The sequence below is a fragment of the Lentzea sp. NPDC003310 genome, assembly GCF_040610935.1.
Taxonomy (GTDB): Bacteria; Actinomycetota; Actinomycetes; order Mycobacteriales; family Pseudonocardiaceae; genus Lentzea.
Window position 1 is genome coordinate 224,890 of record NZ_JBEXNC010000014.1, and the last position, 26,553, is coordinate 251,442.

Annotated in this window: 28 protein-coding genes; 14 read left to right on the forward strand and 14 right to left on the reverse strand. The window is 70.0% G+C overall.

The annotated features are described in order from the left end of the window. Positions 1–89 precede the first annotated feature (89 nt). Positions 90–362: a hypothetical protein gene (locus ABZX02_RS28770; RefSeq protein WP_355302530.1), complete on the forward strand. Its 273-nt coding sequence runs from the start codon at positions 90–92 to the stop codon at positions 360–362. On the opposite strand, the gene ABZX02_RS28775 is transcribed toward ABZX02_RS28770, so the two are convergent. Next, positions 286–1,536 carry an amino acid permease gene (locus ABZX02_RS28775; protein WP_355302532.1) on the reverse strand — a complete coding sequence of 417 codons (1,251 nt, stop codon included), beginning with the start codon at positions 1,534–1,536 and terminating at the stop codon, positions 286–288. The genes ABZX02_RS28770 and ABZX02_RS28775 overlap by 77 nt on opposite strands. 199 nt (positions 1,537–1,735) lie before the next feature. On the opposite strand from ABZX02_RS28775, the gene ABZX02_RS28780 reads away from it, so the two are divergent. Next, a complete protein-coding gene (locus tag ABZX02_RS28780) occupies positions 1,736–3,208 on the forward strand; it encodes a leucyl aminopeptidase (protein WP_355302534.1) in 1,473 nt (490 codons plus the stop codon). 52 nt (positions 3,209–3,260) lie between these two features. Here ABZX02_RS28780 and ABZX02_RS28785 read toward each other — a convergent pair whose 3' ends face one another. After that, positions 3,261–3,851, reverse strand: a complete 591-nt coding sequence (locus tag ABZX02_RS28785; RefSeq protein ID WP_355302536.1) for a nucleotidyltransferase family protein — start codon at positions 3,849–3,851, stop codon at positions 3,261–3,263. 140 nt (positions 3,852–3,991) lie between these two features. On the opposite strand from ABZX02_RS28785, the gene ABZX02_RS28790 reads away from it, so the two are divergent. Further along, positions 3,992–4,456 (forward strand): OsmC family protein, encoded by a 465-nt coding sequence (locus ABZX02_RS28790; RefSeq protein WP_355302538.1) that lies wholly within the window; start codon positions 3,992–3,994, stop codon positions 4,454–4,456. Here ABZX02_RS28790 and ABZX02_RS28795 read toward each other — a convergent pair. Continuing rightward, positions 4,453–4,779 carry an oxidoreductase gene (locus tag ABZX02_RS28795; protein ID WP_355302540.1) on the reverse strand — a complete coding sequence of 109 codons (327 nt, stop codon included), beginning with the start codon at positions 4,777–4,779 and terminating at the stop codon, positions 4,453–4,455. The two genes, ABZX02_RS28790 and ABZX02_RS28795, sit on opposite strands and share 4 nt — an antisense overlap. A 180-nt stretch (positions 4,780–4,959) precedes the next feature. Between ABZX02_RS28795 and lpdA the strand changes: the two genes are divergently transcribed. From lpdA to ABZX02_RS28825, 6 genes are all read left to right on the forward strand, one after another. After that, complete coding sequence (lpdA, locus tag ABZX02_RS28800) at positions 4,960–6,348, forward strand: dihydrolipoyl dehydrogenase (protein ID WP_355302542.1); 1,389 nt, start codon at positions 4,960–4,962, stop codon at positions 6,346–6,348. A gap of 51 nt (positions 6,349–6,399) precedes the next feature. Continuing rightward, the gene (gene sucB, locus ABZX02_RS28805) at positions 6,400–8,118 is read left to right on the forward strand and encodes a 2-oxoglutarate dehydrogenase, E2 component, dihydrolipoamide succinyltransferase (protein WP_355302544.1); all 1,719 of its coding nucleotides are present in this window, start codon (positions 6,400–6,402) and stop codon (positions 8,116–8,118) included. A 148-nt stretch (positions 8,119–8,266) separates the two neighbouring features. After that, positions 8,267–9,157, forward strand: a complete 891-nt coding sequence (locus tag ABZX02_RS28810; RefSeq protein WP_355302546.1) for a TIGR01777 family oxidoreductase — start codon at positions 8,267–8,269, stop codon at positions 9,155–9,157. Then, a complete protein-coding gene (locus ABZX02_RS28815) occupies positions 9,154–9,732 on the forward strand; it encodes a phosphatase PAP2 family protein (RefSeq protein ID WP_355302548.1) in 579 nt (192 codons plus the stop codon). Before ABZX02_RS28810 ends, ABZX02_RS28815 begins: the two co-directional genes overlap by 4 nt. Beyond that, positions 9,689–10,417 (forward strand): lipoyl(octanoyl) transferase LipB, encoded by a 729-nt coding sequence (gene lipB, locus ABZX02_RS28820; RefSeq protein ID WP_355302550.1) that lies wholly within the window; start codon positions 9,689–9,691, stop codon positions 10,415–10,417. The genes ABZX02_RS28815 and lipB overlap by 44 nt, the downstream gene beginning before the upstream one ends. A gap of 120 nt (positions 10,418–10,537) precedes the next feature. Further along, on the forward strand, positions 10,538–10,948 hold the full coding sequence (locus ABZX02_RS28825; protein ID WP_355302552.1) for a hypothetical protein: 411 nt from the start codon (positions 10,538–10,540) through the stop codon (positions 10,946–10,948). A gap of 7 nt (positions 10,949–10,955) precedes the next feature. Here the strand turns inward: ABZX02_RS28825 and ABZX02_RS28830 are convergent, their stop codons facing one another. The 3 genes from ABZX02_RS28830 to ABZX02_RS28840 are packed head-to-tail and all read right to left on the reverse strand — an operon-like array spanning position 10,956 to position 13,189. Then, entirely contained in the window at positions 10,956–11,885 is a 930-nt protein-coding gene (locus ABZX02_RS28830; RefSeq protein WP_355302554.1) for an LLM class F420-dependent oxidoreductase, read from the reverse strand. Positions 11,886–11,894: 9 nt separating this feature from the next. Next, positions 11,895–12,893, reverse strand: a complete 999-nt coding sequence (locus ABZX02_RS28835; protein WP_355302663.1) for a CaiB/BaiF CoA-transferase family protein — start codon at positions 12,891–12,893, stop codon at positions 11,895–11,897. Next, positions 12,890–13,189, reverse strand: coding sequence for an antibiotic biosynthesis monooxygenase family protein (locus ABZX02_RS28840; RefSeq protein WP_355302556.1), 300 nt, complete (start codon positions 13,187–13,189; stop codon positions 12,890–12,892). Before ABZX02_RS28840 ends, ABZX02_RS28835 begins: the two co-directional genes overlap by 4 nt. Before the next feature lie 95 nt (positions 13,190–13,284). Here ABZX02_RS28840 and ABZX02_RS28845 point away from each other — a divergent pair, with 95 nt between their 5' ends. Further along, on the forward strand, positions 13,285–14,061 hold the full coding sequence (locus ABZX02_RS28845; RefSeq protein WP_355302558.1) for a cyclase family protein: 777 nt from the start codon (positions 13,285–13,287) through the stop codon (positions 14,059–14,061). 171 nt (positions 14,062–14,232) lie between these two features. Here ABZX02_RS28845 and ABZX02_RS28850 read toward each other — a convergent pair whose 3' ends face one another. From ABZX02_RS28850 to ABZX02_RS28885, 8 genes are all read right to left on the reverse strand, one after another. Further along, positions 14,233–15,213 (reverse strand): acyltransferase domain-containing protein, encoded by a 981-nt coding sequence (locus tag ABZX02_RS28850; RefSeq protein WP_355302560.1) that lies wholly within the window; start codon positions 15,211–15,213, stop codon positions 14,233–14,235. 4 nt (positions 15,214–15,217) lie between these two features. Further along, positions 15,218–16,432: a ketosynthase chain-length factor gene (locus ABZX02_RS28855; RefSeq protein WP_355302562.1), complete on the reverse strand. Its 1,215-nt coding sequence runs from the start codon at positions 16,430–16,432 to the stop codon at positions 15,218–15,220. Next, a complete protein-coding gene (locus tag ABZX02_RS28860) occupies positions 16,429–17,697 on the reverse strand; it encodes a beta-ketoacyl-[acyl-carrier-protein] synthase family protein (RefSeq protein ID WP_090059926.1) in 1,269 nt (422 codons plus the stop codon). The genes ABZX02_RS28855 and ABZX02_RS28860 overlap by 4 nt, the downstream gene beginning before the upstream one ends. Next, the gene (locus ABZX02_RS28865) at positions 17,694–18,422 is read right to left on the reverse strand and encodes a hypothetical protein (protein WP_355302564.1); all 729 of its coding nucleotides are present in this window, start codon (positions 18,420–18,422) and stop codon (positions 17,694–17,696) included. The genes ABZX02_RS28860 and ABZX02_RS28865 overlap by 4 nt, the downstream gene beginning before the upstream one ends. 24 nt (positions 18,423–18,446) lie before the next feature. Then, positions 18,447–18,632: a hypothetical protein gene (locus ABZX02_RS28870; protein WP_355302566.1), complete on the reverse strand. Its 186-nt coding sequence runs from the start codon at positions 18,630–18,632 to the stop codon at positions 18,447–18,449. A gap of 10 nt (positions 18,633–18,642) precedes the next feature. After that, complete coding sequence (locus ABZX02_RS28875) at positions 18,643–19,578, reverse strand: aromatase/cyclase (RefSeq protein WP_355302568.1); 936 nt, start codon at positions 19,576–19,578, stop codon at positions 18,643–18,645. Between the two features lie 29 nt (positions 19,579–19,607). Continuing rightward, positions 19,608–19,859: an acyl carrier protein gene (locus ABZX02_RS28880; protein ID WP_355302569.1), complete on the reverse strand. Its 252-nt coding sequence runs from the start codon at positions 19,857–19,859 to the stop codon at positions 19,608–19,610. A 157-nt stretch (positions 19,860–20,016) separates the two neighbouring features. After that, entirely contained in the window at positions 20,017–20,826 is an 810-nt protein-coding gene (locus tag ABZX02_RS28885; protein WP_355302570.1) for an AfsR/SARP family transcriptional regulator, read from the reverse strand. Between the two features lie 210 nt (positions 20,827–21,036). Between ABZX02_RS28885 and ABZX02_RS28890 the strand changes: the two genes are divergently transcribed. The 4 genes from ABZX02_RS28890 to ABZX02_RS28905 all read left to right on the forward strand — a co-directional run bounded on the left by ABZX02_RS28890 (position 21,037) and on the right by ABZX02_RS28905 (position 26,527). Next, positions 21,037–21,231 (forward strand): hypothetical protein, encoded by a 195-nt coding sequence (locus ABZX02_RS28890; RefSeq protein ID WP_355302572.1) that lies wholly within the window; start codon positions 21,037–21,039, stop codon positions 21,229–21,231. Beyond that, entirely contained in the window at positions 21,228–23,489 is a 2,262-nt protein-coding gene (locus tag ABZX02_RS28895) for a TOMM precursor leader peptide-binding protein (protein ID WP_355302574.1), read from the forward strand. Before ABZX02_RS28890 ends, ABZX02_RS28895 begins: the two co-directional genes overlap by 4 nt. A gap of 29 nt (positions 23,490–23,518) precedes the next feature. Further along, positions 23,519–24,166, forward strand: coding sequence for a hypothetical protein (locus ABZX02_RS28900; RefSeq protein ID WP_355302576.1), 648 nt, complete (start codon positions 23,519–23,521; stop codon positions 24,164–24,166). 99 nt (positions 24,167–24,265) lie between these two features. Then, positions 24,266–26,527 carry a histidine kinase gene (locus ABZX02_RS28905; RefSeq protein WP_355302578.1) on the forward strand — a complete coding sequence of 754 codons (2,262 nt, stop codon included), beginning with the start codon at positions 24,266–24,268 and terminating at the stop codon, positions 26,525–26,527. The last annotated feature ends 26 nt before the right edge of the window (positions 26,528–26,553 follow it).

The window sequence follows — 26,553 nt, forward strand, 5'->3', positions numbered from 1 at the left end:
AGCACGGTAACCCGCAGGTCGGGATACGGAAAATCCACTTCCCAAAACTCGGACGTCCTACTAAGTAGAACTCGATAGAGTCCCCGGCCATGACCGAGCCGGAAAGATCTTCCAAGGGTGCCGACGTGCGCACCGTCATCCAGGCCGCGCTGCTCGTGCTGGGCACCGGCGTGACGTTCTTCGCGGGCTGGGCGCTCTGGGGCGCGGGCGGCATCGTGGCGGCCGTGTTCGCCGCCTCGACCTTCCTGTTCTTCTACTGGGCGGCCACCAAGGAGAAGCCCGAGATCACGAACGGGCGGCTGTACGGGCTTGCGGTGGGTGTGGGCGTGACGCTGCTCGTCTTCTTCTCAGCGCTGACGTGAGGCCGATGAGCCCGGTGCCGGCGCCCAGCCCCGCGAGCGAGATCAGCAGGGCGGGCACCGGCATGCTCATCGCGAGCAGCACCGACAGCCCGAGTCCGAGACAGGCCGTGCGCATGGGCCACGTGCGGTCGTTCTGCAGCAGCACCCGAGCCGACGCGTTCGTGAAGGCGTAGTAGAACAACGTCCCGCACGCCCCGACGCCCAGCGCCACGTCGAACGGCATCAGCACGGCGGCGAGCGCGGACGCGAGGACCACGACGAGCGAGAGCACGGCGGGCCGCAGGCGGCTCGGCAGGTCGCCGTCCTCGGTCAGGCCGGTCAGCGTGCGGTGCGCGGACCGCAGCACGAAGTGCAGCGCCGCCACCCCCGCCACCGCCGCGGCGACCTGCACCAGGGGCACGAGCGCGGCCGAGTCCGCGGCGACGAGCGCGTCGCGCAACGGGGCCGGGGACAGCGCGAGGCGCGCGCTGCCGAGCTGGCGCAGCACCCCGGCACCGACGGCCAGGCACACCGCGAAGGTCAGTCCGACGAGGACGGGGATCGCGACCTTCAGCACCGCCGGGGAGTGCTGCCGCTCGCCGCGCAGCGGCGCGGTGATCCGTTCGAACCCGGCGAAGGCAGCGAACATCAGGCCGGCGACGCCGACGAGCTCGTTGACGGTGCCCGCCTCGCCCGCGGACGGCACGGGCGGGATCGAGAAGCTCGCCGCGACGACCAGCGCCAGCACGCCGAGCACGACCGCGGACACCAGCAGGCTGACCCCGGCGGTGAAGCGGAAGCCGGCCGCGCCGAGCAGCGCCGTCGTGACGACCAGGGCGAGCGCGCCGACCACCGGGCGGTCCGGCACGACGTACGCGCCGAACATCAAGGCCACCGCGGCGGCGATCGCGCACCGGCCGAGCAGGTGGGCGCTCGCCGTCATCCGGGCGGGCCACACGCCGAGCTGCGCGCGCACGTAGCCGTACCCGCCGCCGACGTCCGGGTACGCGCGCGACTGGTCCGCGGTCGAGAAGGCCGAGCACAGGGCGGCGAGCGCGGAGATGGCCAGCGCCGGGAGCAGCCACCAGCCCGCAAGGCCTGCGGCTGGGGCGAATCCGGCGAAGACCCCCGCTCCGAGCACCGCGGGAAGACCGAGCGCGACCGCCGTGACGATCTCGCGTGGCTTGTGGGTCACCGGTACACGTTCTCAGATGCGGCATCCGGCCGTAACCACCCGGTCGGTTGATGAGTGAAACGGGCGAATCGCCACTGTCAGCAACTGTGAACGTCACGGATTGCGGCGAACGTGGCGGGCCTGCCCGTGAGTGGACCAATCCGACCTTTAGCATGGGTCACGATTCCGAGCCCTCGCACGCACAACCCTGGAGCAGCACGTGACAGCCCCGAAGCTGGCCCTCACCGAAGGTGACCTGAGCACCACCGCCGCGGACGCAGTCGTCGTGGGCACCCTGCAGGGTGCGGACGGTCTGGAGCTCGCCCCCGGTGCCGACGCTGTCGCCGCCGCGTTCGACGGCGCGCTGCTCGACGTGCTCGGCACGCTGCGCGCGTCCGGCAAGGCGGACGAACTGGTGAAGGTCCCCACGTTCGGCAAGATCGCCGCCCCGCTCGTCCTGGCCGTCGGCCTGGGCAAGACCGCGGGCGAGGAGCAGGTGCGCCGCGCGTCCGGTGTCGCCGCCCGCGCGCTGGCCGGCAAGAAGCGCGCGGTCAACACGCTCGCCGCGCTGCACGTCGGTGCCGCCGCCGAGGGCACGCTGCTCGGCGCCTACTCGTTCACCGAGTACAAGTCCGACAAGGGCGAGGGCCCGGTCGCGAAGGTCGACCTGCACGCCGCCGGTTCCAAGGAGAACAAGGCCGCGCTGAAGGCCGCCGTCGCGATCGCCGAGTCCGTCGCCATCGCGCGCGACTTCATCAACACGCCGCCGAACGACCTCTACCCCGGCTCGTTCGCCGACCGCGCCGCGAAGCTCGCCACCGCCGCCGGTCTCGACGTCGAGGTGCTCGACGAGAAGGCGCTGAAGAAGCAGGGCTTCGGCGGCATCCTGGGCGTCGGCGGCGGCTCGACCCGCCAGCCGCGCCTCGTGCGCATCTCGTACAAGGGCGCGAAGGCCACGAAGAAGGTCGCGCTCGTCGGCAAGGGCATCACGTTCGACACCGGCGGCATCTCGATCAAGCCGGCCGCGAACATGGACGAGATGACCTCGGACATGTCCGGTGCCGCCGCGATCGTCGCCACGATGGTGCTCGCCGCGAAGCTCAAGTACCCGCTGGAGATCATCGCGTCGATCCCGATGGCGGAGAACATGCCGTCCGGTGACGCGTACCGCCCAGGCGACGTGCTGACCATGTACGGCGGCAAGACCGTCGAGGTGCTCAACACCGACGCCGAGGGCCGCCTGATCCTGTCCGACGCCATCGTGCGCGCGTGCGAGGACGGCCCCGACTACCTGATCGAGACCGCGACGCTGACCGGCGCGCAGGTCGTGGCGCTGGGCAAGCGCACGTCGGGCGTCATGGGCTCGGAGGAGTTCCGCGACCGCGTGGCCGCCATCGGCACCGCCGTCGGCGAGTCGGCGTGGGCGATGCCGCTGCCCGATGAGCTGCGCGCGGACCTCGACTCGCGCCTCGCGGACCTCGCGAACGTGACCGGGCACCGCTGGGGCGGCATGCTCGCGGCCGGTCTGTTCCTGCGCGAGTTCGTCGCCGAGGGCGTGCAGTGGGCGCACATCGACATCGCCGGTCCGGCGTTCCACACGGGTGGGCCGTACGGCTACACCTCGAAGGGCGGCACCGGTGTCCCGGTCCGCACGATCGCGGCCGTGCTCGCGGACATCGCGGCCAACGGCTGAGGTTCGGCTGGAGGACGGGCGGGGATCCTGCGGGGTCCCCGCCCGTTCGCGTTCACGGCCAGGGAAGCACCGCGAGCTCGGGCCACTGCTCGCGCCACCGGGCCGTCTTCGCCTCGTAGACGCTGCGAGGTGCCAGCACCGGGTTCGGCCGGACGACGAGGTCGAACACGTCCGACAGGCCGTGCGGCGCGTAGACCCGCCACCGGCCGCCGGGCTCGACCCGCACGCCGACGCAGCAGGTCGTCGCGGCGAACGAGTCGATGGCGGACTCGGTGCAGTCGTGCGGCGGGCACGGCACCCCGAACTTCGCCTCGTACCAGAGGTGGACGCGAGCCTCGTTGCGGATCTCGACGGCCGTGGTGCCGAACCGGCTACTCCCCGCCCTGATCACGGCGTCCTCCGCCTCCCAGGACAGGTCGGAGGCGTCGAAGTAGAACAGGTCGTGGTCGAGCACGCCCTCGGTCGCGGGCCGGCCGGTCACCACGTTCCACACGGTCTGGAAGACGCACCCGGCCGTCAGGTACCACCCCGGCAGGTCCAGTTCGGCCGCGCCCTCCAGCACCTCGGTCAGCACCTCGTTGTGCCCGAGGACCTCCTTCAGCACCTCGACCTGCTCGTCGATCGGCAGTCTTCCGAACCTCACGCCCACTCCCCCGGTTGTCGTGCTGTCAGAAGGTTCCCCCCGTCGGCCGACCGTCCGGCGTGGACGGTCGCGTGTGGAGGCGGACCGGCACCGGTTTTCCGGGACTGTCCCGCGGCGCCCCGAGCGAGGAGTATTTCCACATGGGGACGCATCGTTACGAGACCGACGTCGTCTGGACCGGCAACACCGGGAGCGGCACCTCCGGGTACGGGTCCTACGAACGCGCGCACGAGATCCGGGTCGAGGGCAAGGAGACGATTCTCGGCTCCTCCGACCCCGCTTTCCGCGGGGACCGCGGCCGCTACAACCCCGAGGAATTACTGGTCGCGTCGCTCTCGCAATGCCACATGCTCTGGTATTTGCACCTCGCGGCGACCAACGGTGTCGTCGTGACGGATTACCGCGACCACGCCACCGGCACGATGGCCGAGCACCCGGACGGGTCGGGCCGGTTCACGGAGGTGCAGCTCAACCCCGTCGTGACCGTCGCGGACCCCGCCACCCGGGAGACCGCGCAGGCGTTGCACGAGAAAGCGCACGCGTTGTGCTTCATCGCCGCGAGCGTCAATTTCCCGGTGCGGCACGAGCCGACCGTGCGGATTTAGAGTTCGCCCGAGGCCTTTTTGCGCGCCGTGTAGTCGCGCATGCGCTTCGGGTAACCCACGATGCCCGCGTCGTAGATCGGCATGCCGAGTTTGCGTGCGAACGACCGCGCCGCGTCCGGGGACGCCACCCGGCGGCGGGTCCACTCGCCGTCGTGAGCGACGAGGACCACAGTGGTCTCGGTCACCGTGGTCTTCGGTTCCACGTACGCCTCGACGCCGTGCCGGGCCTTCGTCCACTGCTCGAGGTGGCTCGTGTCCTGGTTCGAGGCGGTGCGCAGCACACCTGGGCGCGGTTTCCTGCGGAAACGGTCGAACAACCCCATCGAGCACCTCCTGTGCTTGCCTCCACCATCGTGCCAGGAAAGGGTGTTATGAGTAGGTGAATGATCAGGATCGTGACGTGGTGGTCCATGCCGGATCACCGCGCTCCGGCAACTAGTGACAAGATGGCCGCGTACCTCGCGCGCACCCGCGCGTAGTAAGTAATCCCGAGGAGATCCGAAGTGACTTCGCCGGAACTGGAGTCGGCCACCAACGCCGATCTCGTCATCCTCGGCGGTGGTTCAGGTGGCTACGCCTGCGCGTTCCGCGCGGCCGAGCTCGGCCTGTCCGTCGTCCTGGTCGAGAAGGACAAGCTGGGTGGCACCTGCCTGCACCGCGGCTGCATCCCGACCAAGGCGCTGCTGCACGCGGCCGAGGTCGCGGACAACGCGCGCGAAGGCGACCAGTTCGGTGTGAAGTCCTCTCTCGAGGGCATCGACATCGCGGGCGTCAACTCCTACAAGGACGGCGTGATCTCGCGGCTCTACAAGGGCCTGCAGGGTCTCGCCAAGGCCAACAAGGTCACCCTGGTCGAGGGCGCCGGCACGTTCGTCGGCCCGAACACCGTCGAGGTGAACGGTCAGCGCTACACGGGCAAGAACGTGGTCCTCGCGACCGGTTCGTACGCCCGCAGCCTGCCCGGTCTGGAGATCGGCGGCCGGGTCATCACCAGCGACCAGGCGCTCAACCTGGACTTCATCCCGGAGAAGGTCGTCGTCTTGGGCGGCGGCGTCATCGGCGTGGAGTTCGCGAGCGTGTGGCGCTCGTTCGGCGCCGAGGTGACCATCGTCGAGGCCCTGCCCCGCCTGGTCCCGGCCGAGGACGAGTACGCGTCCAAGCAGCTGGAGCGCGCGTTCCGCAAGCGCGGCATCAAGTTCAAGACCGGCGTGAAGTTCACCGGCGCCACCCAGTCCGACTCGGGCGTGTCCGTCACGCTGGAGAACGGCGACGTCCTCGACGCCGACCTGCTGCTCGTCGCGGTCGGCCGCGGCCCGAACAGCGCGGGCCACGGCTACGAGGAGGCCGGGATCAAGATCGAGCGCGGCTTCGTGATCACCGACGAGCGCCTGCGCACGAACCTCCCGAACGTCTTCGCGGTCGGCGACATCGTGCCGGGCCTGCAGCTCGCGCACCGCGGTTTCCAGCAGGGCATCTTCGTGGCCGAGGAGATCGCGGGCCAGAACCCGAAGGTGATCGACGAGGCGGGCATCCCGCGCGTCACCTACTGCAAGCCCGAGGTCGCCTCCGTCGGTCTCACCGAGGCCGCCGCGAAGGAGAAGTACGGCTCCGCCGAGACGTTCGTCTACGACCTCGCGGGCAACGGCAAGAGCCAGATCCTCAAGACCGCCGGCGGCGTGAAGCTCGTCAAGGCGCCCGACGGCCCGGTCGTCGGCATCACCATGGTCGGCGAGCGCGTCGGCGAACTGATCGGTGAGGCCCAGCTGATCTACAGCTGGGAGGCTTTCCCGGAGGACGTGGCTCCGCTGATCCACGCCCACCCGACCCAGACTGAAGCCCTCGGCGAGGCGTTCCTCGCCCTGGCCGGCAAGCCGCTGCACGTGCACGGCTGACCGTTCCCCACACAAAGTCAGCCACACGAGAGCACGAGGAGTCAGCGAACAATGGCCTTCTCCGTCCAGATGCCCGCACTCGGTGAGAGTGTCACCGAGGGCACGGTCACCCGGTGGTTGAAGCAGGAAGGCGACCGGGTGGAGGTGGACGAGCCGTTGCTCGAGGTGTCCACCGACAAGGTCGACACCGAGATCCCGTCCCCCGCGGCCGGCGTCCTGCAGAAGATCGTCGCGCAGGAGGACGAGACCGTCGAGGTCGGCGGTGAGCTCGCGGTCATCGGTGACGGTGACGGCGGTTCCTCCGCACCCGCGCCCGCCCCGGCCCAGGAGTCCGCGCCCGAGCCGCAGCAGACGCAGCCGGCCCCGCAGCAGCCCGCCGAGGAGGCCCAGGAGGCTCCCGAGGCGCCCGCCCCGGCGCAGTCCGGTGGGTCCGCCGAGGGCACCGACGTCACGATGCCCGCGCTCGGCGAGTCCGTCACCGAGGGCACCGTCACCCGCTGGCTGAAGCAGGTCGGCGACAGCGTCGAGGTCGACGAGCCGCTGCTCGAGGTCTCGACCGACAAGGTCGACACCGAGATCCCGTCGCCGGTCGCGGGCACGCTGCTCGAGATCGTCGCCGGTGAGGACGAGACCGTCGAGGTCGGCGGCAAGCTCGCCGTCGTCGGTTCCGGCAGCCCGCAGGCCGCGCCCGCCCCCGAGGCGAAGCCCGAGCCGAAGCAGGAGGAGGCCCCGAAGCCGGCTCCCGCCCCGCAGGCCGCCCCGGCACCGGCTCCGGCCGCCGCCCCGGCCCCGCAGGCCGCCGCACCGTCCACTTCGGACGACGCGAACGGCACGCCGTACGTCACCCCGCTCGTGCGCAAGCTCGCGTCGGAGAACGGCATCGACCTGGGCTCGCTCAAGGGCACCGGCGTCGGTGGTCGCATTCGCAAGCAGGACGTGCTCGCCGCCGTCGAGGCCAAGAAGGCCCCGGCTCCGGCGCCCGCCGCCGCTCCGGCTGCCGCTCCGGCCGCGCGCACCGCCGCCCCGGCCGCGGTCGACAACTCGGGCAAGCGCGGCACCGTGCAGAAGCTCCCCCGCCTGCGCCAGATCGTCGCGCAGCGCACGCGGGAGTCGCTGCAGCAGTCGGCCCAGCTCACCCAGGTGTTCGAGGTCGACGTCACCAAGATCGCCCGCCTGCGCAACCAGGCGAAGAAGGCGTTCGAGGCTCGTGAGGGCGCCAAGCTCACGTTCCTGCCGTTCTTCGCGAAGGCCGCCATCGAGGCCCTCAAGGCCCACCCGGTGCTCAACGCGTCGATCGACGAGGAGCGCAAGGAGGTCACCTACCACGGTGCCGAGCACCTCGGTCTGGCGATCGACACGGAGCGCGGCCTGCTCAACGCCGTGATCCACAACGCCGGTGACCTGAACCTGTCGGGCATCGCCCACAAGATCGGTGACCTGGCGGCGCGCGCCCGTTCGAACAAGCTCACGCCGGACGAGCTCGCCGGTGGCACGTTCTCGCTGACGAACCTCGGCAGCAACGGCGCCCTCTTCGACACCCCGATCATCCAGCAGCCGCAGGTCGGCATCCTGGGCGTCGGCGTCGTGAAGAAGCGCGCGGTCGTCATGACCGACGAGGACGGCAACGACACCATCGCGATCCGCTCGATGATGTACCTCGCGCTCACCTACGACCACCGCCTGGTCGACGGTGCGGACGCGGGCCGCTTCCTCACGACGGTCAAGAACCGTCTCGAGGAGGGCGCGTTCGAGGCCGACCTCGGTCTCTGACCAGCGCTGACGTCCGGTAGCCCGGACCTCACCGAAGAGTGACGCGAAGGCCACCCCGGTTTAGCCGGGGTGGCCTTCGGCACATCCTGGGTCCGTTATGTCTGCTGCGGCTGTGCACGCGGTGCCCCTGTGCGGAACGATCTAGGTCATGCGAGTCGTCATCGCGGGGTCATCGGGTCTGATCGGAACGAGCCTGGTGGCGTCCATGCGCGCCGCCGGGCACGAGGTGCTGCGGCTGGTGCGCCGCAAGCCCACCGCGCCCGACGAACGGGGGTGGGACCCGTACGCCGGGCGGATCGACGACGGCACGTTCGACGACGTGGACGCGGTCATCAACCTCTGCGGAGCGGGCATCGGCGACAAGCGGTGGGACGACGCGCGCAAGCAGGTGCTGCACGACAGCCGGATCGTGCCGGCCGAGGTGCTGTCCGCCGCGTGCGTCGAGCACGGCGTGCCGACGCTCGTGAGCTCGTCGGGCGCGCACTACTACGGCGACACCGGCTCGCGGCTCGCCGACGAGGACGCCCCGGCCGGCCACACGTTCATGTCGCGGCTGACGCAGGACTGGGAGGCGGCGACGTCCGCGGCGCAGGAGGGCGGCGTGCGCGTCGTGCTCATGCGCACGGCCGTGGTCATCTCACCGTCGGGTGGAGTGTTCGGCCGGTTGAAGCCGCTGTTCCAGTTCTTCCTGGGCGGCAAGCTCGGGACGGGTGACCAGTACTTCCCATGGGTGTCGCTCGACGACGTCGTGTCCGCCTACCGGTTCGTCGTCGAGCACGACGACGTCCGCGGGCCGGTGAACGTCGTGGGCCCGACGCCGGTGACGAACGCCGAGTTCACCAAGGCGGTCGGGACGGCGCTGGGCCGGCCTGCGCCGTGGACGGTGCCCGCGTTCGCCCTGAAGACGGTGCTGGGCGGGGAGATGGCGCAGGAGCTGCTGCTGACCGGCCCCGGCCTCACGCCGAAGGTGCTGGAGAGCAAGGGGTTCCACTTCCTGCACCCGGCGCTGCCGGCGGCGCTGACCGCGGCGGTCGCATGACGCGTGCGGTGGCGGCGGCGCTGATCGTCTCGTGGATCCTGGTCGGGCTCCCCGAGAGGACGGCGTTCGACCTGTGGGTCCACGACGGGCTGCCGAGGCCGGAGTGGCTGCAGGCCACGGCGTTCGCGGTGAGCCTCGTGCTCGGGCCGACGATCGGCTGGGCGTTCGCGGCCGTGCTGTTCGTGCTGGCGTGGAAGCGCCGTGACGCGCGGTTGTGGAAGGCGCTGGCGCTGCACGGGATCTGCTGCGCGACCATCCTGACGAGGTTCCTGTTCGACCGCGTGCGGCCGGTCGAGTACCACCTGCCGAGCTATCCGAGCGGGCACACCGTGGCGGTCGCCTCCGTCGGGTTCACGCTGGTCGTGATCCTGAAGCGCGGGGTGCTGTGGGCGGCGATCGCGGTGCTGGTGGCGGGGTTCGCGCGGATCGTGCTGGAGATGCACTGGGCCACCGACGTCGTGGGCGCCGTGCTCGGTGTGACGGGCGTCGGTCTCTTGGCCGCCATGGCGCTGGGGTTGGTAACGTCGGGTCGTGAACTCGTGTCGCACCTCGACAGACCCCGTCGTCGTCCGTGAGCTGGGGCTCATCGACTACCTGGCGGCGTGGGACCTGCAGAAGGAGCTCGCGGAGGCGCGTGCGGGTGGCACCGGCCCCGACACGCTGCTGCTGCTCGAACACCCGCCCGTCTACACCTGCGGCAAGCGCACCCTCGACGAGGAGCGCCCGCGCGGCGGCAGCACCCCGGTCATCGACGTCGACCGCGGCGGCAAGATCACCTGGCACGGCCCCGGTCAGCTCGTCGGCTACCCGATCGTCAAGCTCTCCGACCCGATCGACGTCGTCGACTACGTGCGCCGCGTCGAGCAGGGCCTGATCGACGTGTGCGACAAGCTCGGCGTGCACACCGGCCGGGTCGAGGGCCGCAGTGGCGTGTGGCTCCCCGCCGACGACCGCGGCCCGGAGCGCAAGGTCGCCGCCATCGGCATCCGCGTGCAGCGCGGCGTGACCATGCACGGCTTCGAGATCAACTGCAACGCGAGCCTCGACGCGTTCGGCGACATCATCCCGTGCGGCATCAAGGACGCGGGCGTCGCTTCCCTGTCGCACGAGCTGGGCCGGGACGTCACGGTCGCGGAGGTGCTGCCGCTCGCCCGTGACGCTGTGCTCGCGGCGCTCGACGGCACGCTCCCCCTGACGGACCGCACTTTGACCCGCACTGGACCCGTTGCTCCGGGTATCACCTTCGCTAGCATTCCGTAGCCCTGCGGCGGGGAGCCGCAGGCTGTCGGAGGAGGGTGCGTCGTGAGGTTGTCCCGACGCCAGTTGTTCACGGCTGCCGCAATAGCAGGTGTAGCAGGCGTTACAGGGTCTAACGGGGCGGTGGCGGCGCCGGTGCGCACCTGGTCCGGTGAGATCCAGGTCAGCGAGTGGGAGCAGTTCCACCTCGGGCTCGACGGCGGTGCGCACCAGAAGGCGCTCGCCGCGCTGGGCATCGCGCACCGCGACGGCGTCCGCGCGGACGAGCAGTACCTGCTGGTGCCCGCCGAGTCCGTGCGCAGGGCCGCCCTGGAGTTCGGCGACCACGCGGCCGCCGACGTGCTGCGCGCCCGGTTCGGCCTGGAGTCGCCGTCGATGCTCGGCCGCGGGCTGAAGCTGGTGCTCGGCCGGGACGGCCTGGAGCAGCGCTACCTCGACGACCCCGGCCTGCAGCTGCGGTTCCTCGGGAACCGGCGGCGCTTCGCGAACCACGTCCTGCCGTTGCCGGCGGCGGTTCGCAAAGCACTCGCCTGACCCGCGGTCACAGCTGGGGCGCGACGTCCTCGGCGATCTCGGTGACGTGGTCGAGGTCGGCCAAGTCGAGGACCTGCAGGTACACGCGCTGTACACCGGTCGCATCCCGCCACCGCCCGATGCGGTCGACGACCTCGGCGGGGCTGCCCGCAAGACCGTTCTCACGAAGCTCGGAAACCTCGCGGCCGATCGCGGCGGCCCGGCGGGCGACGTCGGCGTCGGTGCGGCCGACGCACGCGACGAGCGCGACCGAGCGAGTCAGGTCCTTCGGGTCGCGGCCGATCTCCTCGCACGCGGCGTCGACGCGGGCGTACTGCTCCACCGCGGCGTCGATCCCGACGAACGGCAGGTTGAACTCGGTGGCGTACGAGGCGGCCAGCGCGGGCGTGCGCTTGGCGCCCATGCCGCCGATCAGCAGCGGGACGCGCTCCTGGACGGGCTTGGGCAGCGCGGGCGAGTCCGTGAGCGCGTAGTGCTTGCCCTCGAACGAGAAGGTGCCGCCGAGCGGGGTCTCCCACAGGCCGGTGATGATCGCGACCTGCTCCTCGTAGCGCTCGAAGCGCTCCCCCAGCGACGGGAACGGGATGCCGTACGCGGCGTGCTCCGCCTCGTACCAGCCGGCGCCGATGCCGAGCTCCACGCGGCCACCGGACATCTGGTCGACCTGGGCGACGCTGATGGCGAGCGGTCCGGGGTGGCGGAACGTCGCGGCGGTCATCAGCGTGCCCAGGCGGATCGTGGTCGTGTCGCGGGCGAGGCCTGCGAACGTGATCCACGGGTCGGTCGGGCCGGGCAGACCGTCCGCCGAGCCCATCTTGAGGTAGTGGTCGGAGCGGAAGAAGGCGCCGTAGCCGGCGTCCTCGGCCGTCCGCGCCACCCGGAGCAGGTCGTCGTAGCTCGCCCCCTGCTGGGGCTCGGTGAAGATGCGCAGTTCCACGACCCGAATCTAGTCGGCCGAAAAGCGTGGTGCAGGAACGGCCGCACCGTCCGCGGTGAACACTCCGCGCGCCACCAGGTGCGGGTGCGCGGCGGCCTCCTCCAGGGTCAGCACCGGCGTCACACAAGCGTCGGAAGAGCCGAACACCTCCGACCACTCGTCGCGCGTCCGGGTCAGGAACGCCTCGGCGAACGTCTTGCGCAGCACCGGCCACGTGTCGCGGTCCAGTTGGGGCGGGAGGTCGTCGGCGGACAGGCCCAGCCCGGCCAGCAGCAACGCGTAGAACTGCGGTTCCAGCGACCCCACGGCGACCGACCGGCCGTCCGCGCACTCGTAGAGCGCGTAGAACGGGCAGCCGCCGTCGAGCAGGTTCGCGTCCGGCGCGTCCTCCCACACCTCCTGCGCCTTCATCGACCAGATCATCTGCGCGAGCGAGGCGACACCGTCGACGATCGCCGCGTCGACGACCTGACCGCGGCCAGTGCGCTGCCGTTCCCACAACGCCGCCAGCACGCCCAGCACCAGGTAGAGCGATCCGCCGCCGAAGTCGCCGACGAGGTTCAGCGGCGGCTTGCCGATGGCGTGCAGCAACCCGGTGACGGACAGGTAGTTGATGTCGTGCCCGGCGCGCTGCGCGAGCGGTCCGTCCTGGCCCCAGCCGGTCATCCGCGCGTAGACCAGGCCGGGGTTGACCGCGAGGCAGTCGGACGGGCCGAGGCCGAGCCGTTCCAGCACGCCGGGGCGGAAGCCCTCGATCACCACGTCGGCCGCCGAGATCAGCGCCAGGACGTCGGCCCGGCCCTGCTCCGACTTGAGGTCCGCCGACACCGAACGCCTGCCGCGCAACAGGAAGTCGCGGGAGGCGTCCGGGACGACCGACAGCCCGCCGGACGGGCGTTCGACGCGCACGACCTCCGCGCCGAGGTCCGCCAGCAGCATCGCGCCGTGCGGGCCGGGTCCGATGCCGCCGAACTCGACGACCTTCAGCCCGTGCAGCGGGGCCATCAGGATTCGGAGGCCACGAACGACAGGCGCGGGTTGAAGATCGCGCCGCTCGACTCGGCCAGGCCGCGCATCGCCTTGGCGTGGTTGCCGAAGTCGGGGTGGGCCAGGGCCGCGCGCAGGGCGTCGGCGCTCTCCCACAGCGCGATGTTGATGTAGGACGCCGGGTCGTCGAGCTGGCGCGAGAGCGTGTACTGGATCAGGCCCGGCTGCTCGCGCAGGAACGCCGCCGTCTCGTCGAAGGCCTTCTCGAACTCCTCGGGGTCACCGGTGAGCGTGAAGCGGTTCAGGAAGGTGATCATGAGCGAGCTCCCTCAGAAAACGGTGTCTGGCCAGAGAAAACTCTGCACACCGCGTCTTGAGACGTGCTCAAGGAACGCCCGCCAAGCTCGGCTCCATGCGCATCATCGATCTGTCTTCCCACATTGACGCATCCGCGTACGAAGCGGACCCGGTGACGCACGAGGTGCTCACGGCCGCCCAGGGCGCGGAACACATGGCCGAGCAGCTCAAGGCGCGCCTCGGCATCGAGTTCGACGTCTCCGTGCTGCGGGACTCCGAGTTCCTGACGCTGGACCGGATCAGCCTGACGTCCCACACCGGCACCCACGTCGACGCGCCGTCGCACTACGGCTCGAAGACCACGTACGGCAACGGCATTCCGCGCCACATCGACGAGATGCCGCTGGAGTGGTTCCACAACCCCGGCGTGAAGCTCGACGTGCGCGGCCACGGCACCGGCGTCATCGGCGTCGAGGTGCTGGAGAAGGAGTTCGCCCGCATCGGCTACACGCCGAAGCCGATGGACATCGTCATCCTCGACACCGGCGCCGCCGAGCACGCGGGCACCCAGACCTACTTCACCGACTACACCGGACTCGACGGCCCGGCCACGAACTTCCTGCTGGACCTCGGGGTCAAGGTGATCGCGACCGACGCGTTCAGCCTCGACGCGCCGTTCCCGGACATCGTCAAGCGCTACCTGCAGACGAAGGACGAGAGCGTGCTGTGGCCCGCGCACTTCGCCGGCCGCGACCGCGAGTACTGCCAGATCGAACGGCTGAGCAACCTGGACGCGTTGCCGGACTTCGGGTTCACCGTCGTCGCGTTCCCCGTCAAGATCAAGGGTGCGGGCGCGGGCTGGACGCGCGCGGTAGCCCTTCTGGACGACTGAAAACCGGACAACCGTTCCTCAAGTGAGAGCTGAATCACCATCCCTACCTTCGTAGGTATGGAAAACAGCGATTCATGGCCACCAGAGAACGAAGACCACATCGTCCGAGGCATCGACTAGAAGTCACTAAAGGGCCGCCCTCTCCTGGAGGGCGGCCCTTTTATAGTGCGCTCACACCAGACGGGCGCGAGCGCTTTCGATCGTGTCGTGGGCGTCCAGCAACGGCAGCACCTGCGAGGCGCCGGACCGCACGGCCTTCGTGCGACGCGCGAACGACGTCAGCGTCTGGCCGGGACCCGCTTCCACCAGCAGCACGTCGTACATCGCCACGAGCTCGTTCAGCGCGGGTCCGAAGTAGACGGCGTCGGTGAGCTGCCGCGTCCAGAACCGCGGCGACAGCGCGTCCTCCTCGGTCATCAGCTTGCCCGTGTAGCCCGAGTACAGCGGCAGGGACGGCGCGACGGGCGACGCGCTCCAGTTCGCCAGCGCCTCGTCCACGGCGGGCTGCATGGCCGGGCTGTGGAACGGCGTCGAGGCCGGCACCGTGACGACGATGTACTCGTCGGCCTCCAGCCGCGCCCGCACGCGCGCCAGCGGCTCGTCGGAGCCCGCGAGCATCGTCTGCCGCGCCGAGTTCACCGCGGCGATCGCGACGTCGCCCTCCAGGTACGGCAGCAGGTCCGCCTCCGAGGCGGCCACCGCGAGCATGCCCCCGGACGGGATCGGCACGGCCGACACCACCCGGTCGCGCACCAGGGAAACGGCTTCCTCCAACGAGAACACGCCCGCCAAGGTCGCCGCGACGACCTCCCCCGCGGAGTGCCCGATCAACGCCACGGGCTCCACACCCCACGACAGCACCGTGCGCCCCAGCGCGTAGTCGACCGCGAACAACAACGGCTGCGCGCGCGACACATGATCGATGTCGGCGCCGGAGAGCCAGTCCTCGCAGGCCACCGAGCCGACCTCGCCGAACAGCTCGAACACCTCGTCGATCACCGAGGTGAACACCGCGTCCGTGCCGTACAGGGACGCCGCCATCCGCGGGTACTGCGATCCCTGGCCCGGAAACATAAGTGCTACGTCCACAACACGCCTCCAGAAACGGCTCAAGGGCCGCGAGAGAGAAAACCCTCGCGGCCCTTGAGGCATGACATCACCTGTACTCGCGGACCACCATGGCGGAGTTGAAGCCGCCCTTGCCGCGGCCGAGCACCAGCGCGGCCTTGATCTTGCCGTGCCGCGCCTCGTTCATGACGAGGTCGAGCTCGTACTCCGGCACGACGTTCTCGACGTTGACGGTCGGCGGGATCGCGCTCCAGTAGATGGAGAGGATCGCCGACGCCACGTCCAGCGAGCCACCACCGGCGAACAGACGACCGGTCATGGTCTTCGGCGCCGTGACCGGCACGCCGTACGGCCCGAAGATGCCCTTGATCGCCTCGGCCTCGGCCTTGTCGAGCTCCGGGATGCCCGCCGCGTCGGCGAACACCACGTCGATCTCCGAGGCGTCCATGCCGGCGTCGCACAGGGCCAGCTCGGCCGCCCGCTTCAGGCCCGGCTCCCGTGACGGCATCTTCGAGTCGAACGTCGAGGCGTACCCGACGATCTCGCCGTAGATGCGCGTCCCCGGCCGTCCCGCCGCCGACTCCGGCGTCTCGACGACCATGATCGCGCCGCCCTCACCCGCGACGTACCCGGAGGCGTCGCGGTCGAACGGCAGGTAGGCGCGCTTCGGGTTGTTGTTGCGGGACAGGCAACCCGACGCCTGGTGGGCGACCCACGCCCACGGGCACAGCGAGGAGTCCATGCCACCCGTGAGCGCCAGCTGCACGCCCTTGCGCAGCTGCCGGCGGGCGTGCCCGATGGAGTCGATGCCACCGGCCTGCTCGGACACCACGACCGCACCCGGACCACGCGTGCCGTGCCGGATCGAGATCTGGCCCGTGTTGACCGCGTAGAACCACGCGAACGACTGGTACGCCGAGACGTACTCCGGCCCCTGGTGCCACAGCTTCTGCAGTTCCCGCTGACCGAACTCGTAGCCGCCGGCGGTCGCCGCGGTGATCACCGCGATGTCCGTGTCGGGGATGTCGTTCGGCTGCACGCCCGCACCACGCAACGCCCAGTCCGTGCCGACGAGTGTCAGCCGCGTCATGTGGTCCGTCTGCGGCAGCAGGCGACCCTGCAGGTGCCGCCCTGCCTCGAAGCCGGGCACCTCGCCGGCGATCTTCGCCCAGTAGTTCGCGCTGTCGAACCGGGTGATCGGCTTGATCGCCGCCTCACCGTGCAGGGTCGCCCGCCAGTACGCGGTCGGCCCCAAACCGTTCGGCGACGCGATGCCGATTCCCGTCACCACCGCCCGAGTCACCGGCCAGCCCCTTCCACCTTCTTGAGCACCATGGCGCTCTGGAATCCACCGAAACCACTGCCCACGGTCAGGACCGTGTTGACCTTCTTCTCGCGCGCGACCAGCGGCGTGTAGTCGAGGTCGCACTCGGGGTCCGGCTCGTGGAGGTTCGCCGTCGGCGGGATGAGGTCCTGCTCGAACGCCAGCAGCGAGCCGACGATCTCCAGGGACCCGATCGCGCCCAGCGAGTGCCCGATCATCGACTTGAAGCCGGAGACCGGGGTCTTGTAGGCGTGCGCGCCGAGCGAGCGCTTGAAGGCGGCCGTCTCGTGCAGGTCGTTCTGCTTGGTGCCCGACCCGTGCGCGTTGATGTAGCCGACGTCCGTGGCGTCCGCCCGCGCCTGCTTCAGCGCGATGTTGATGGCGTCGGACATCTCGATGCCCTCGGGGTGCAGGCCCGTCATGTGGTAGGCGTTGCACCGCGAGGCGAAGCCGCCGATCTCACCGTAGATGTGCGCGCCGCGCGCCCGTGCGTGCTCCAGCTCCTCGAGCACGATGATCGCGCAACCCTCGCCCAGCACCAGGCCGTCGCGGGTCTTGTCGAACGGACGGCACGCCGTGGTGGGGTCGTCGTTGCGGGTGCTCGACGCGCGGATCACGTCGAAGCACACCACGGTGATCGGGGAGAGCGGGGCCTCGGTGCCGCCGGTGACGACGACGTCCGCGGAGCCCTCCATGATCAGCTCGGCGGCGTAGCCGACCGAGTCGAGGCCGGAGGTGCAGCCCGTGGAGACCACGGAGACCGGTCCTTCCGCGCCGACCGTCCACGCCAGCTCCGTCGCCATCGAGGACGGCGTGAAGTAGTCGTAGAGGTGCGGGACGGCGTAGGACTGGTCGACCTCCCAGTACTTGCCCCGGTCGGAGCCGACGATGAACTCGCGCTCCAGCGAGGTCGTGCAGCCGACCGCGGTGCCGAGCGAGACACCGATGCGGCCGGGGTCGAGCTGGTCGAACTCGATGCCGGAGTCGGACATCGCCTCACGACCCGCGACGACAGCGAACTGCGCGGCGCGGTCGAGCCGGCGGATCTCCTGCGGCGTCAGGCCTTCGCGCACTGGATCGAAATCTGCTTCCCCCGCCATGCGGGAGCGGTACGGAGACGCGTCGAAGTGCGTGATGTTGCGAGTCGCCGTACGCCCTTCGGACAGCAGTTTCCAATACGCCTTCGTTCCGATGCCACCAGGTGCGACCACGCCCACCCCGGTGATGACGGCGCGACGACTCATCGGACACCTCCAATCGCCTTCTGTGCGGACACGGTCTGCTCCAATCTCGGACAGGGCACGGGAGCGATACCTGTCTCTGCCGAATGAACCGATGGTGAAACGGCCCGATCGAGGCCACCTCGAACGACGGCGTAGGACCCCTGTACGAGGCCGGCCCCCGCATCCGCGGCGAACAGCTGCTTCGCCTGCGAACCGCCTTCGTCGTGACATCCGAATCCCAGGGGCACACCGGTGTCCGCGACCGACGCGACGATCTCGCCGATCTGGTCCGGCCACAGCTTGCCCGCGGTGTCGTGCAGCAACACGGTCTCCGCCCCAGCCTCCGCGGCCGACAGCACGACCTCCAACGCGTGTTCGGGGTCGATCAGCCAGCCGTCGAAGAAGTCCCGCGCCTCGACGACCACTCGTCGTTCGGCGCGCACGAGTTGACGCACGGCTTCTCGGACCACCGAAATGCCGTGCCCTTCCACAACTACCGCCACCGCAGGTGTTTCCGCGGCGATGAGGGCGGTGAGGTCCTCCGCGTACCCGGAGGCGATGAGGGTGGCGGACCGCAAGCGGAGCTCGATCGCGGCCCTGCCGAAGAATCCTCTGGGGTAGAACGACCGGGCCGGCCTGCCTCCGTCGACGAACGTGACGCCGAGCGCGTCGAGGCGCCGCGCCGCGACCAGTCTGTCCGAGATGGACAGTCCGGTGCGGCGCAGCGAGATGTCGTAGAGCTTCATCCAAAACCCCTCGCGCTTCACCGTTCAGAAGCCCGACAGCAGTACTCGAGAGGCCTCGATCTCGTAGGCGCAATGTCCGATGTCGGAAGGACATCCCTTGCGCTGGTGCTCGACCGCGGCCTTCTCCAGGTACATGGAGACCACGTAAAGCCCGTTGCGGCTTGCAGCGCGTGCGGCGGCAGTCAGCAAGTCCGCGCCACTCAACCCCATCGCGTCACCCTCATCCGTTCTCGGCGAATTCCTTCGCGTGCCGGAGCGTCGTGAGGCTGTTGGTGCCCAGCGCGTGGCGGATGAGCTCACGAGCGCGCTCGATCGTCCCGTCGGCGCCGAGCACCTCGGGGATGACCTCGGGCCGGATGACGACGGTGTGGTGCGACGTCGCCTCGATGCCGGCCTCGATGCCGTCGCCGATGTCCCTGAACGTCCACCGGCCGACGTGCGCCGCCATGATCGGCGGGGTGTGCGTCTGCTTGTAGACGATGCCGTCGTACGGGGTGCAGACCCGCACCGAGTGCGTGGTGTGGATCGACCCGTCCGGGCTGCGCGTGTCCATCTCCATGGACTGCACCCCGGTGACGGCCTCCGTGAGGTCCAGCCTGGCCACGTGCGGCAGGCGCTCCGGCCACAGGTCGGACCGGTACAGGAACTCGTAGACGTCCTTGCGGCTCGCGTGGATCGTGATGCTGTCGGAGAACGACAGCACGAGCTTGTCGTAGTCGTCGCCGTACTCGGCCGCCCGCTTCAGGGCGGCGAGCTCGGCGTCGCTGTTGTTGTTGACGGCGTTCAGGATGAGGTCGACCGCCTCGGGCTGCGCCGCGGTGAAGTGGTGGAGCAGATCGACCCGAGTCGCCGAGTCGGCGATCGGGACGATCCGCCACTCCCCACCCATCGTCTTCACGGGTGCCGCCGAACGCTCCTGCTCGAACTTGATGTGCAGGTTCGCCGGGTCGAGCTCACGGCGAGACGTCCACGTGCGCACGTCACCGTTGGCGAACGCGTGCAGCCGCAACCGCTCCGTCGAGCCGTCCCGTTCGAACACCTCGGCGTGCACCGTGGGTCCGAAGATGTACGGCCAGGTCGTCACGTCCGCGACCAGGTCGTACACCACCTTGGCGGGAGCCCCGATCATGACCGTGTGCGTGGTGGTGTGCGTCATGTCCGTCTCCGTATCCCGAGTCGCCGGCGTCAGGCCGCGATCTGTCCGTTGACCTTGTCCAGCAGCTGACGCGGCGTCTCGATGTACGCCATCTCGTCGTCGGCGATGGCGACCCCGTGCTTGCGCTTGATCAGCGCGACCGTCTCCAGCAGGGCGAGGGAGTCGAAGCCCAGCTCGAGGAACGGGAGGTCGAGGATGTCCTGGCCGGGCTTGAACGAGTCGTCGTCGCCCGCGGCCTCGTTGAGGATCTCCTTGAGGCCCTCGATGGTCAGTGCGCTCACTGTTGTTTCCTTTCCTCCAGCGGGCGATTCCCGCGCGCCCACGTCTGAGGTTGCCAGCGCACACCTGTAAGCCGGTGGAGAGATTCTCGAAGAAACCGTTGCGCGACAAGCAAAACGGCCCCCGCCACAGTGTGGCGGGGGCCGCTGGAGCCGTGATCTAGGCGAGAAGTCGTTGCAGCTGGCGGGTTTCGGCGCTGTCGAGGCGCGGGTCGGACGTCAGGATCGCGTGCTGCAGCGTCTGCAGCCGCGACGACGGCTCGACGCCGAGCTCCTCGATCAGGGTGTTGCGCAACGCCTTGAACGCGTCGAGCGCCTGCCACTGCCGGCCCGCCCGGAACAGCGAGATCATGTACTGCGCGCACAGGTTCTCGTTCATCGGGTTCTGCACGGTCAGCACCGAGAGCTCGGACAGCAGCGCCTTGTGCTTGCCCATCCGCAGCTCGGCGTCGATGCGCGCCTCCAGCACGCCGAGACGTGCCTCCTCCAGCCGCACGATCTCGATGCCGAGCGGCATGCCGGGCCGCACGTCCACGACCGCGGCGCCGCGCCACATGTCGAGGGCCTGGCGCAGGAGCCGGGAGGCCGAGGCGTGGTCCTCGACGTCGTAGGCCTGCTGGCCGGCGCGCGAGAGCCGTTCGAACTCGTGCACGTCGACGGCGTCTTCCGGCACGTCGAGCAGGTAGCCGCCGTAGCGGGTGACCAGCACCTCCTTGGCCGCGCCCTCACCGGACGACGCCAGCGCGTCCCCGATGAGCTTGCGCAGCTGCAGGATGTAGGTCTGCAGGGTGGTGCGGGCGCTGCGCGGCGGGCGGTCGCCCCACAGCTCCTCGATCAGCGTGGGGACGGACACGACCTGCCCGGAGTGCAGCGCGAGCAGGGCGAGGATCTGCCGTGGCTTGGCCGCGGTCGGAGTCACCGAGCGACCGTTCACCTTGGCCTCGACGGGCCCCAGGACCTTGATCTGCATCGCGACCCCTCCTTCGGTTCCAAGCACACGATTAGTCTGCTCGGCCCAACGGTCGCGCGTTAGTGCACAGGCCATCGATGTCAGGTGAGTTCTGCCCGTGGGGGGTATGAAAACTTCATACGGGGGCGCATTAGCCGGTAACTACCGGTCCATTACCGCTGGTCCGCATCATTACCCACATCAAGTCACCCCCAAACATCGGAGACGCTCATGCACCCCACCGCCACCGTGGAGCACCTGTCTTCCGTCACCACCGCGAACGACGACTCCGACGACATGAAGATCTACCAGCTCGACCGTGAAGCCTCGTCGGACTACTACGTCTACACGTTCGGCTGCTGCAGCGGCACGCAGTGCATCATCGGCAGCCGCTACGTGTCCTACGACGAGGTTCTCGCGGCATGAGACCCGAACTGGCCGAACCCGGCGAACAGAGGATCGGGTTCAAACGCCACCTCCGACCGCAGATCGTGCAGGGTGAGGCCGTCTACCTCATCGGCGAGTCCGGGGTCACCGCGATCCAGGGCACGTACGTCGAGGCGCTGGCGCCGTTGCTCGACGGCACCCGGGACCTCACCGCGGTGCTGCGCGACCTGCCCGCCGGCCTGTCCGCCGACACGGTGGAACGGATGCTCACGAGGCTCGCCGCGGCGGGCCTGATCGGCAGGCGCTGCCCGGAGGGCGGTTCGGCCACGACAGAGGCGTCGCTCGCGTACTGGGACGCGGCGGGCCTCGACCCCTCGGACGCGGTGGCGGCGACGACGGCGTCGCTCGTCTCCGTGGTCGCGATCGGCGACGTCGACCGCGACGGGCTGGTGGAAGCTCTGCGCCACAACGGACTCACGGTCACTTCGGGGAGTGGTGACCTCACGGTCGTGGTGTGCGCGGACTACCTGGCCTCCGAACTGCGCGACATCGACGCCGCGCACCGCGCGTCCGGCACGCCCTGGTTGCTGGTCAAACCGGTCGGCGCGCAGGTGAGCGTGGGTCCTTTCTTCACCCCCGGCGACGGCCCCTGCTGGCGCTGCCTCGCCACCCGCCTCTCGGCCAACCGCAAGGCCGAGGCGCACGTACGGGCACGGTGCGGACAACGAGGTCCGGCACCGCGTCCCTCCATCGGCCTCCCCTCGCTGCGGGCGACGGCGCTCGAGATCGCCTCGGTCGAGGTGACCAAGTGGCTCGCCGGCATACGCCACGACGTGCAGCGGTCGATCTGGAACTACGACAGCCTGACGATGAGGGTCACGCAGCACGAGGTGCGGCACCGCCCGCAGTGCTCCGGCTGCGGTGACCCCGGAGTTGTCGCGCGCAGGACGTTCGAGCCGGTCGAACTCGTCAGTCGCGTGAAGACCTCCTGCGACGGCGGCGGCCACCGGTCGTCGTCGCCGCAGGAGGTGCTCGACACCTACCGGCACCTGATCGGCCCGGTCACCGGGATCGTGCGGGAGATCCACCGCAACGACCGGGGTCCCTCGTTCTTCAACTCCTTCCAGTCCGGGGCGAACATCGCGGCTATGGGCGAGGGTCTCGAAGGCCTGCGCTCCGCGTTGCGCGCGGACAGCGGGGGCAAGGGCGTCACGGCGCTCGACGCCGAGGTCGGCGCGTTGTGCGAGGCCGTGGAACGGCGCAGCGGCGCGTTCGTCGGCGACGAGGCGCGCGTGAGCGGCAGCTTCACCTCGCTCGGCGACCTCGCGGTCCACCCGGACTCCGTGCAGCTCTACCACCCCCGCCAGTTCGAGGACCGCGACGCGTGGAACGCGGACCACTCGGCGTTCCAGGAGATCACCACCCCGTTCGACGAGGACGAGGTCCTGGACTGGACCCCCCTCTGGTCGCTGACACAGCGGCGGCACCGGTTCCTGCCCAGCGGAATGCTCTACTTCGGCGCCCCCTGCCCGCCGAGCGTCAACTCCAACTCCAACGGCTGCGCCGCCGGCAGCAGCCTCGAGGACGCGGTGTTGCAAGGGCTGCTGGAACTCGTGGAACGCGACGCCGTCGCGATCTGGTGGTACAACCGCACTCCGGTGCCGGGCATGGACCTCGACGCCTTCCACGACCCGTGGATCGACGAGCTCCGCGCGGTGCACGCCGGCCTCGGCCGCGAGGTGTGGCTGCTCGACGTGACGTCCGACCTGGGCGTGCCCGCGATGGTGGCGGTGTCCCGCCGCACGGACGGCCCGCGCGAGGACATCATGTTCGGCTGCGGCGCGCACCTCGACCCCAGGATCGCCGCCCGCCGGGCGCTGACCGAGCTGAACCAGTGCATGCCGATGGTCTGCGACCCGATGGACCTGGCCGCGTTCGACGTCGACATGCGACGCTGGTTCGAACACGCCCGGCTCGCCGAGCAGGGCTGGATCGCCCCCGACCCCGGCGTACCGGCGCGCGCCCCGTCCCACCACGCCTACACGCACCGGCGTGACCTCGTCGACGACATCCGCGCGATCCAGGCCACCCTGGAGTCGCGGGGAATGGAGTTGCTCGTGCTCGACCAGACGCGTCCGGACATCGGGCTCCCGGTCGTCCGGGTGGTCGTGCCGGGGCTGCGGCACTTCTGGTCGAGGTTCGCTCAAGGGCGCCTCTACGAGGTACCCGTACAACTGGGTCGGCTGGCACGACCCCGCCGGTACGAGGAGCTCAACCCGTTCCCGTTGTTCATGTGATGACCATCGCCCAGAGCGGAGGCGCTGTGGTGACCACGACCACGCAATCGCACGTCCCGGCAGGCCGGCCGCTGTGGTCCCTGCTGGAAGACGCGTTCGTGGACGAGGGCGCCGAGCACCTCGCCGTGCACGGCCGGTGGGGTGTCATCGAGATCGCGGACACCAGTCCTCTTGTGCGCGAGGCGTTGCACCGGATGAGCCTCGGCCCCGTGGCGCTGGAGAACATCTCGGCGCTGCACGAGAACTTCGTGCGGTGGAAGTCGGGCTCCGGGCCGTGCCTCATCTGGCGCAAGCTGAAGAACACCCTCGACCAGCTGGGTGGGTGCCTGGTGCCGTCGCTCGGCCTGAACGACGGCGCCGGTCCCATCCTCTCGCTGGTCGCCGTGACCCGCGACGCGGTCTTCGCCCTGCCGCACATCGGGGACGACGAGGTCGTGACCATGCGGCCCGGTACCGAGGTCGAGCGGCTCAACGGCGACCAGGCGCTCACCTGCCCCGGCCTCGCCTACCAGGCGATCCTGCACAGCGCTCCCGCGACGGAGATCGCGAAGTCGTTGCTGCACACCGAGAGCACGATCAACCAGCTCGCCGGCTCGCTGCAGGTCGACAGGACGCTGGTCGCCGACGTGGTCGCCTACCTGGCGGGGGCCGACCTGGTCGTCGTCCAGAGGTGTTGAGCCGCCGTCATGTTGCTCCGAACGAGGACCGCGAAAAGCGAGATTTCCCAGGAAGCGCCCGTATCATGGCCGCGTCCCGAACCTCGCGTGGGAGCCGCTGTGACGCAACGACAGGAACGCTCGTCGGTGTCCCGTCGTTTGGCGTACGTCGTCATCAGCGTGGTGTTCTTCAACTACCTGCTCGACAACTTCCTCGACGTGGTGAAGGTCAGCGCGACGCCCGCGAGGGTCGTGGGTTCGCTCGCCTGCCTGCTCGCGATCGGGTACCTGCAGCTGCGGGTGTTCAGCAGGCCCGGAGCGGATCTGCACTCCCCCAGGGCGTACCTGGCGCTGGGCGCGATGGCGGCGCTGGTGTTCGTCCCGCTGCTGTTCTTCCCGACCGAGTGGACGGGGATGCACGGCTTCCTCGCCGGCAGCGTGCTGCTCGTGCTGCCCGGCGGGATCCGCTGGCTCGTCTTCAGCGCGGTGGCGCTGAGCAACGGGCTGTACCAGGCGTGGAGCGTCCCGGACCTGTCCACGCAGATCTACCACGTGATCGCGTCGATGGTCGCCGGGCTGGTCGTGTTCGGCCTGTCCCGGCTGCCGTCGCAGGTGAAGCAGCTGGAGGCGGCCCGCTCGGAGCTCGCCTCGCTCGCGGTGTCCAAGGAACGGCTGCGGTTCGCCCGCGACCTGCACGACCTGCTGGGGTTCAGCCTGTCCGCCATCACGCTGAAGGTGGAGCTGGCCCGCAAGCTGCTCGGCGCGCACACCGAACGCGCGATGCGGGAGCTGGCCGAGATCCTCGGCGTCGCACGCGAGGCCCTGACGGACGTTCGTGCGGTGGCGTCGAGCTACCGCGAGCTGTCGCTGGCCGACGAGATCGAGTCGGCGCGGTCGGTGCTGACCGCGGCCGGTGTCGCGGTGACGATCGAGACGGACCGGCGGGAGCTCTCGCCGCGGTCGAGGACGGTGCTCGCGACGGTGCTGCGCGAGGGCGTGACGAACCTGCTGCGGCACAGCGAGGCCACCCGCTGCACCATCACGATCTCCCACAGGGGCAGCACGGCGTCGATCGACATCGTCAACGACGGTGCTCCCGCCGAGGTCACCGCCGAACGCGGCAGCGGCCTCACCAACCTCGCCACGCGTGCCACCGCCATCAACGGCTCCCTGCTCGCCCAGGTGACACCGGACGGCACGTACCGGCTGCACGCCGAGGTGCCGGCGGAGCCGGTGCTCGAAGAACCGGCGGACGGGTCGCGACCGGCGGGCCAGCCCATGGCGACCCGGTTCGCCCAGGTCCTCTTCGTCACCGTGGTGATCGGCTACGGCCTCATGTCGCTGTTCCAGGTGGCTTACGACTACCCCCGCATCGGCCTGCCGGGCCTGGCGACCGCCGTGCTCGCCACCGCGATCGAGCTCGGCCTCGTGCTGGCCTTCGTCGGGCGCACCCGAGTGCATCTCGGCACGGCGGGCAGACTCGCGGTGCTCGCCGTGATGGCCGTCTGCGTGTACCTACCGGTGTGGATCTTCGACAACCCGTTCATCGCCGACCCGGGCTTCCTCGCCGGGTCCGCCGCGCTGCTGCTGCCACGCCGGTACGGCTGGACGACCTTCATCGCGATCGCCGCGGGCCAGTCCTTCGTCTTTCCCGCGACCGGCCTCACCGGTTCGTACGTCGTGTACGCCCTGATCGCCGTGACGAACCACGGACTCGTGCTCTACGCGCTGACCCGCCTGCGGTCGATGGTGACCGAGCTGCACGAGGCCCGCGAGGAACTGGCGACGGCGGCGGTGGCCCAGGAGCGGCTGCGGTTCGCCCGCGACCTGCACGACCTGCTCGGCTACAGCCTGTCCGCGATCACGTTGAAGAGCGAGCTCACGCACCGGCTGGCCACGATCGACCCCGACCGGGCCCGCCGGGAGCTGACCGAGGTCCTGGAGATCTCGCGGCAGGCGCTCGCGGACGTCCGGTCGGTCGCCCTGAGCTACCGCGAGCTGTCGTTCGACGAGGAGACCCAGTCGGCGCAGGCGCTGCTGTCCGCGGCGGACATCGAGGTCACGGTGAAGATCGACGCGTGCGACCAGCTGCCGACGGAGGTGAAGGTGACGCTGGCGACCGTGCTGCGCGAGGGCGTCACGAACCTGTTGCGGCACAGCAAGGCCGAGCACTGCGAGATCCTGCTGTCGAGCTCGCCTCGCCTCGTCACGATGGACATCGTCAACGACGGGATCCCGGAGGCCGAGCGGAAGTCCCGCGACGGCAGCGGCATCGGCAACCTGACCACCCGCGTCCGCGCCCTCGGCGGCGACCTGCACGCGGGTCTCACGCCGGAGCACACCTACCGGTTGCGCGCCGAGATCCCGCTGCCGTTCAACTGAGCCGGTCCGGGCAGACGGGAAATCCC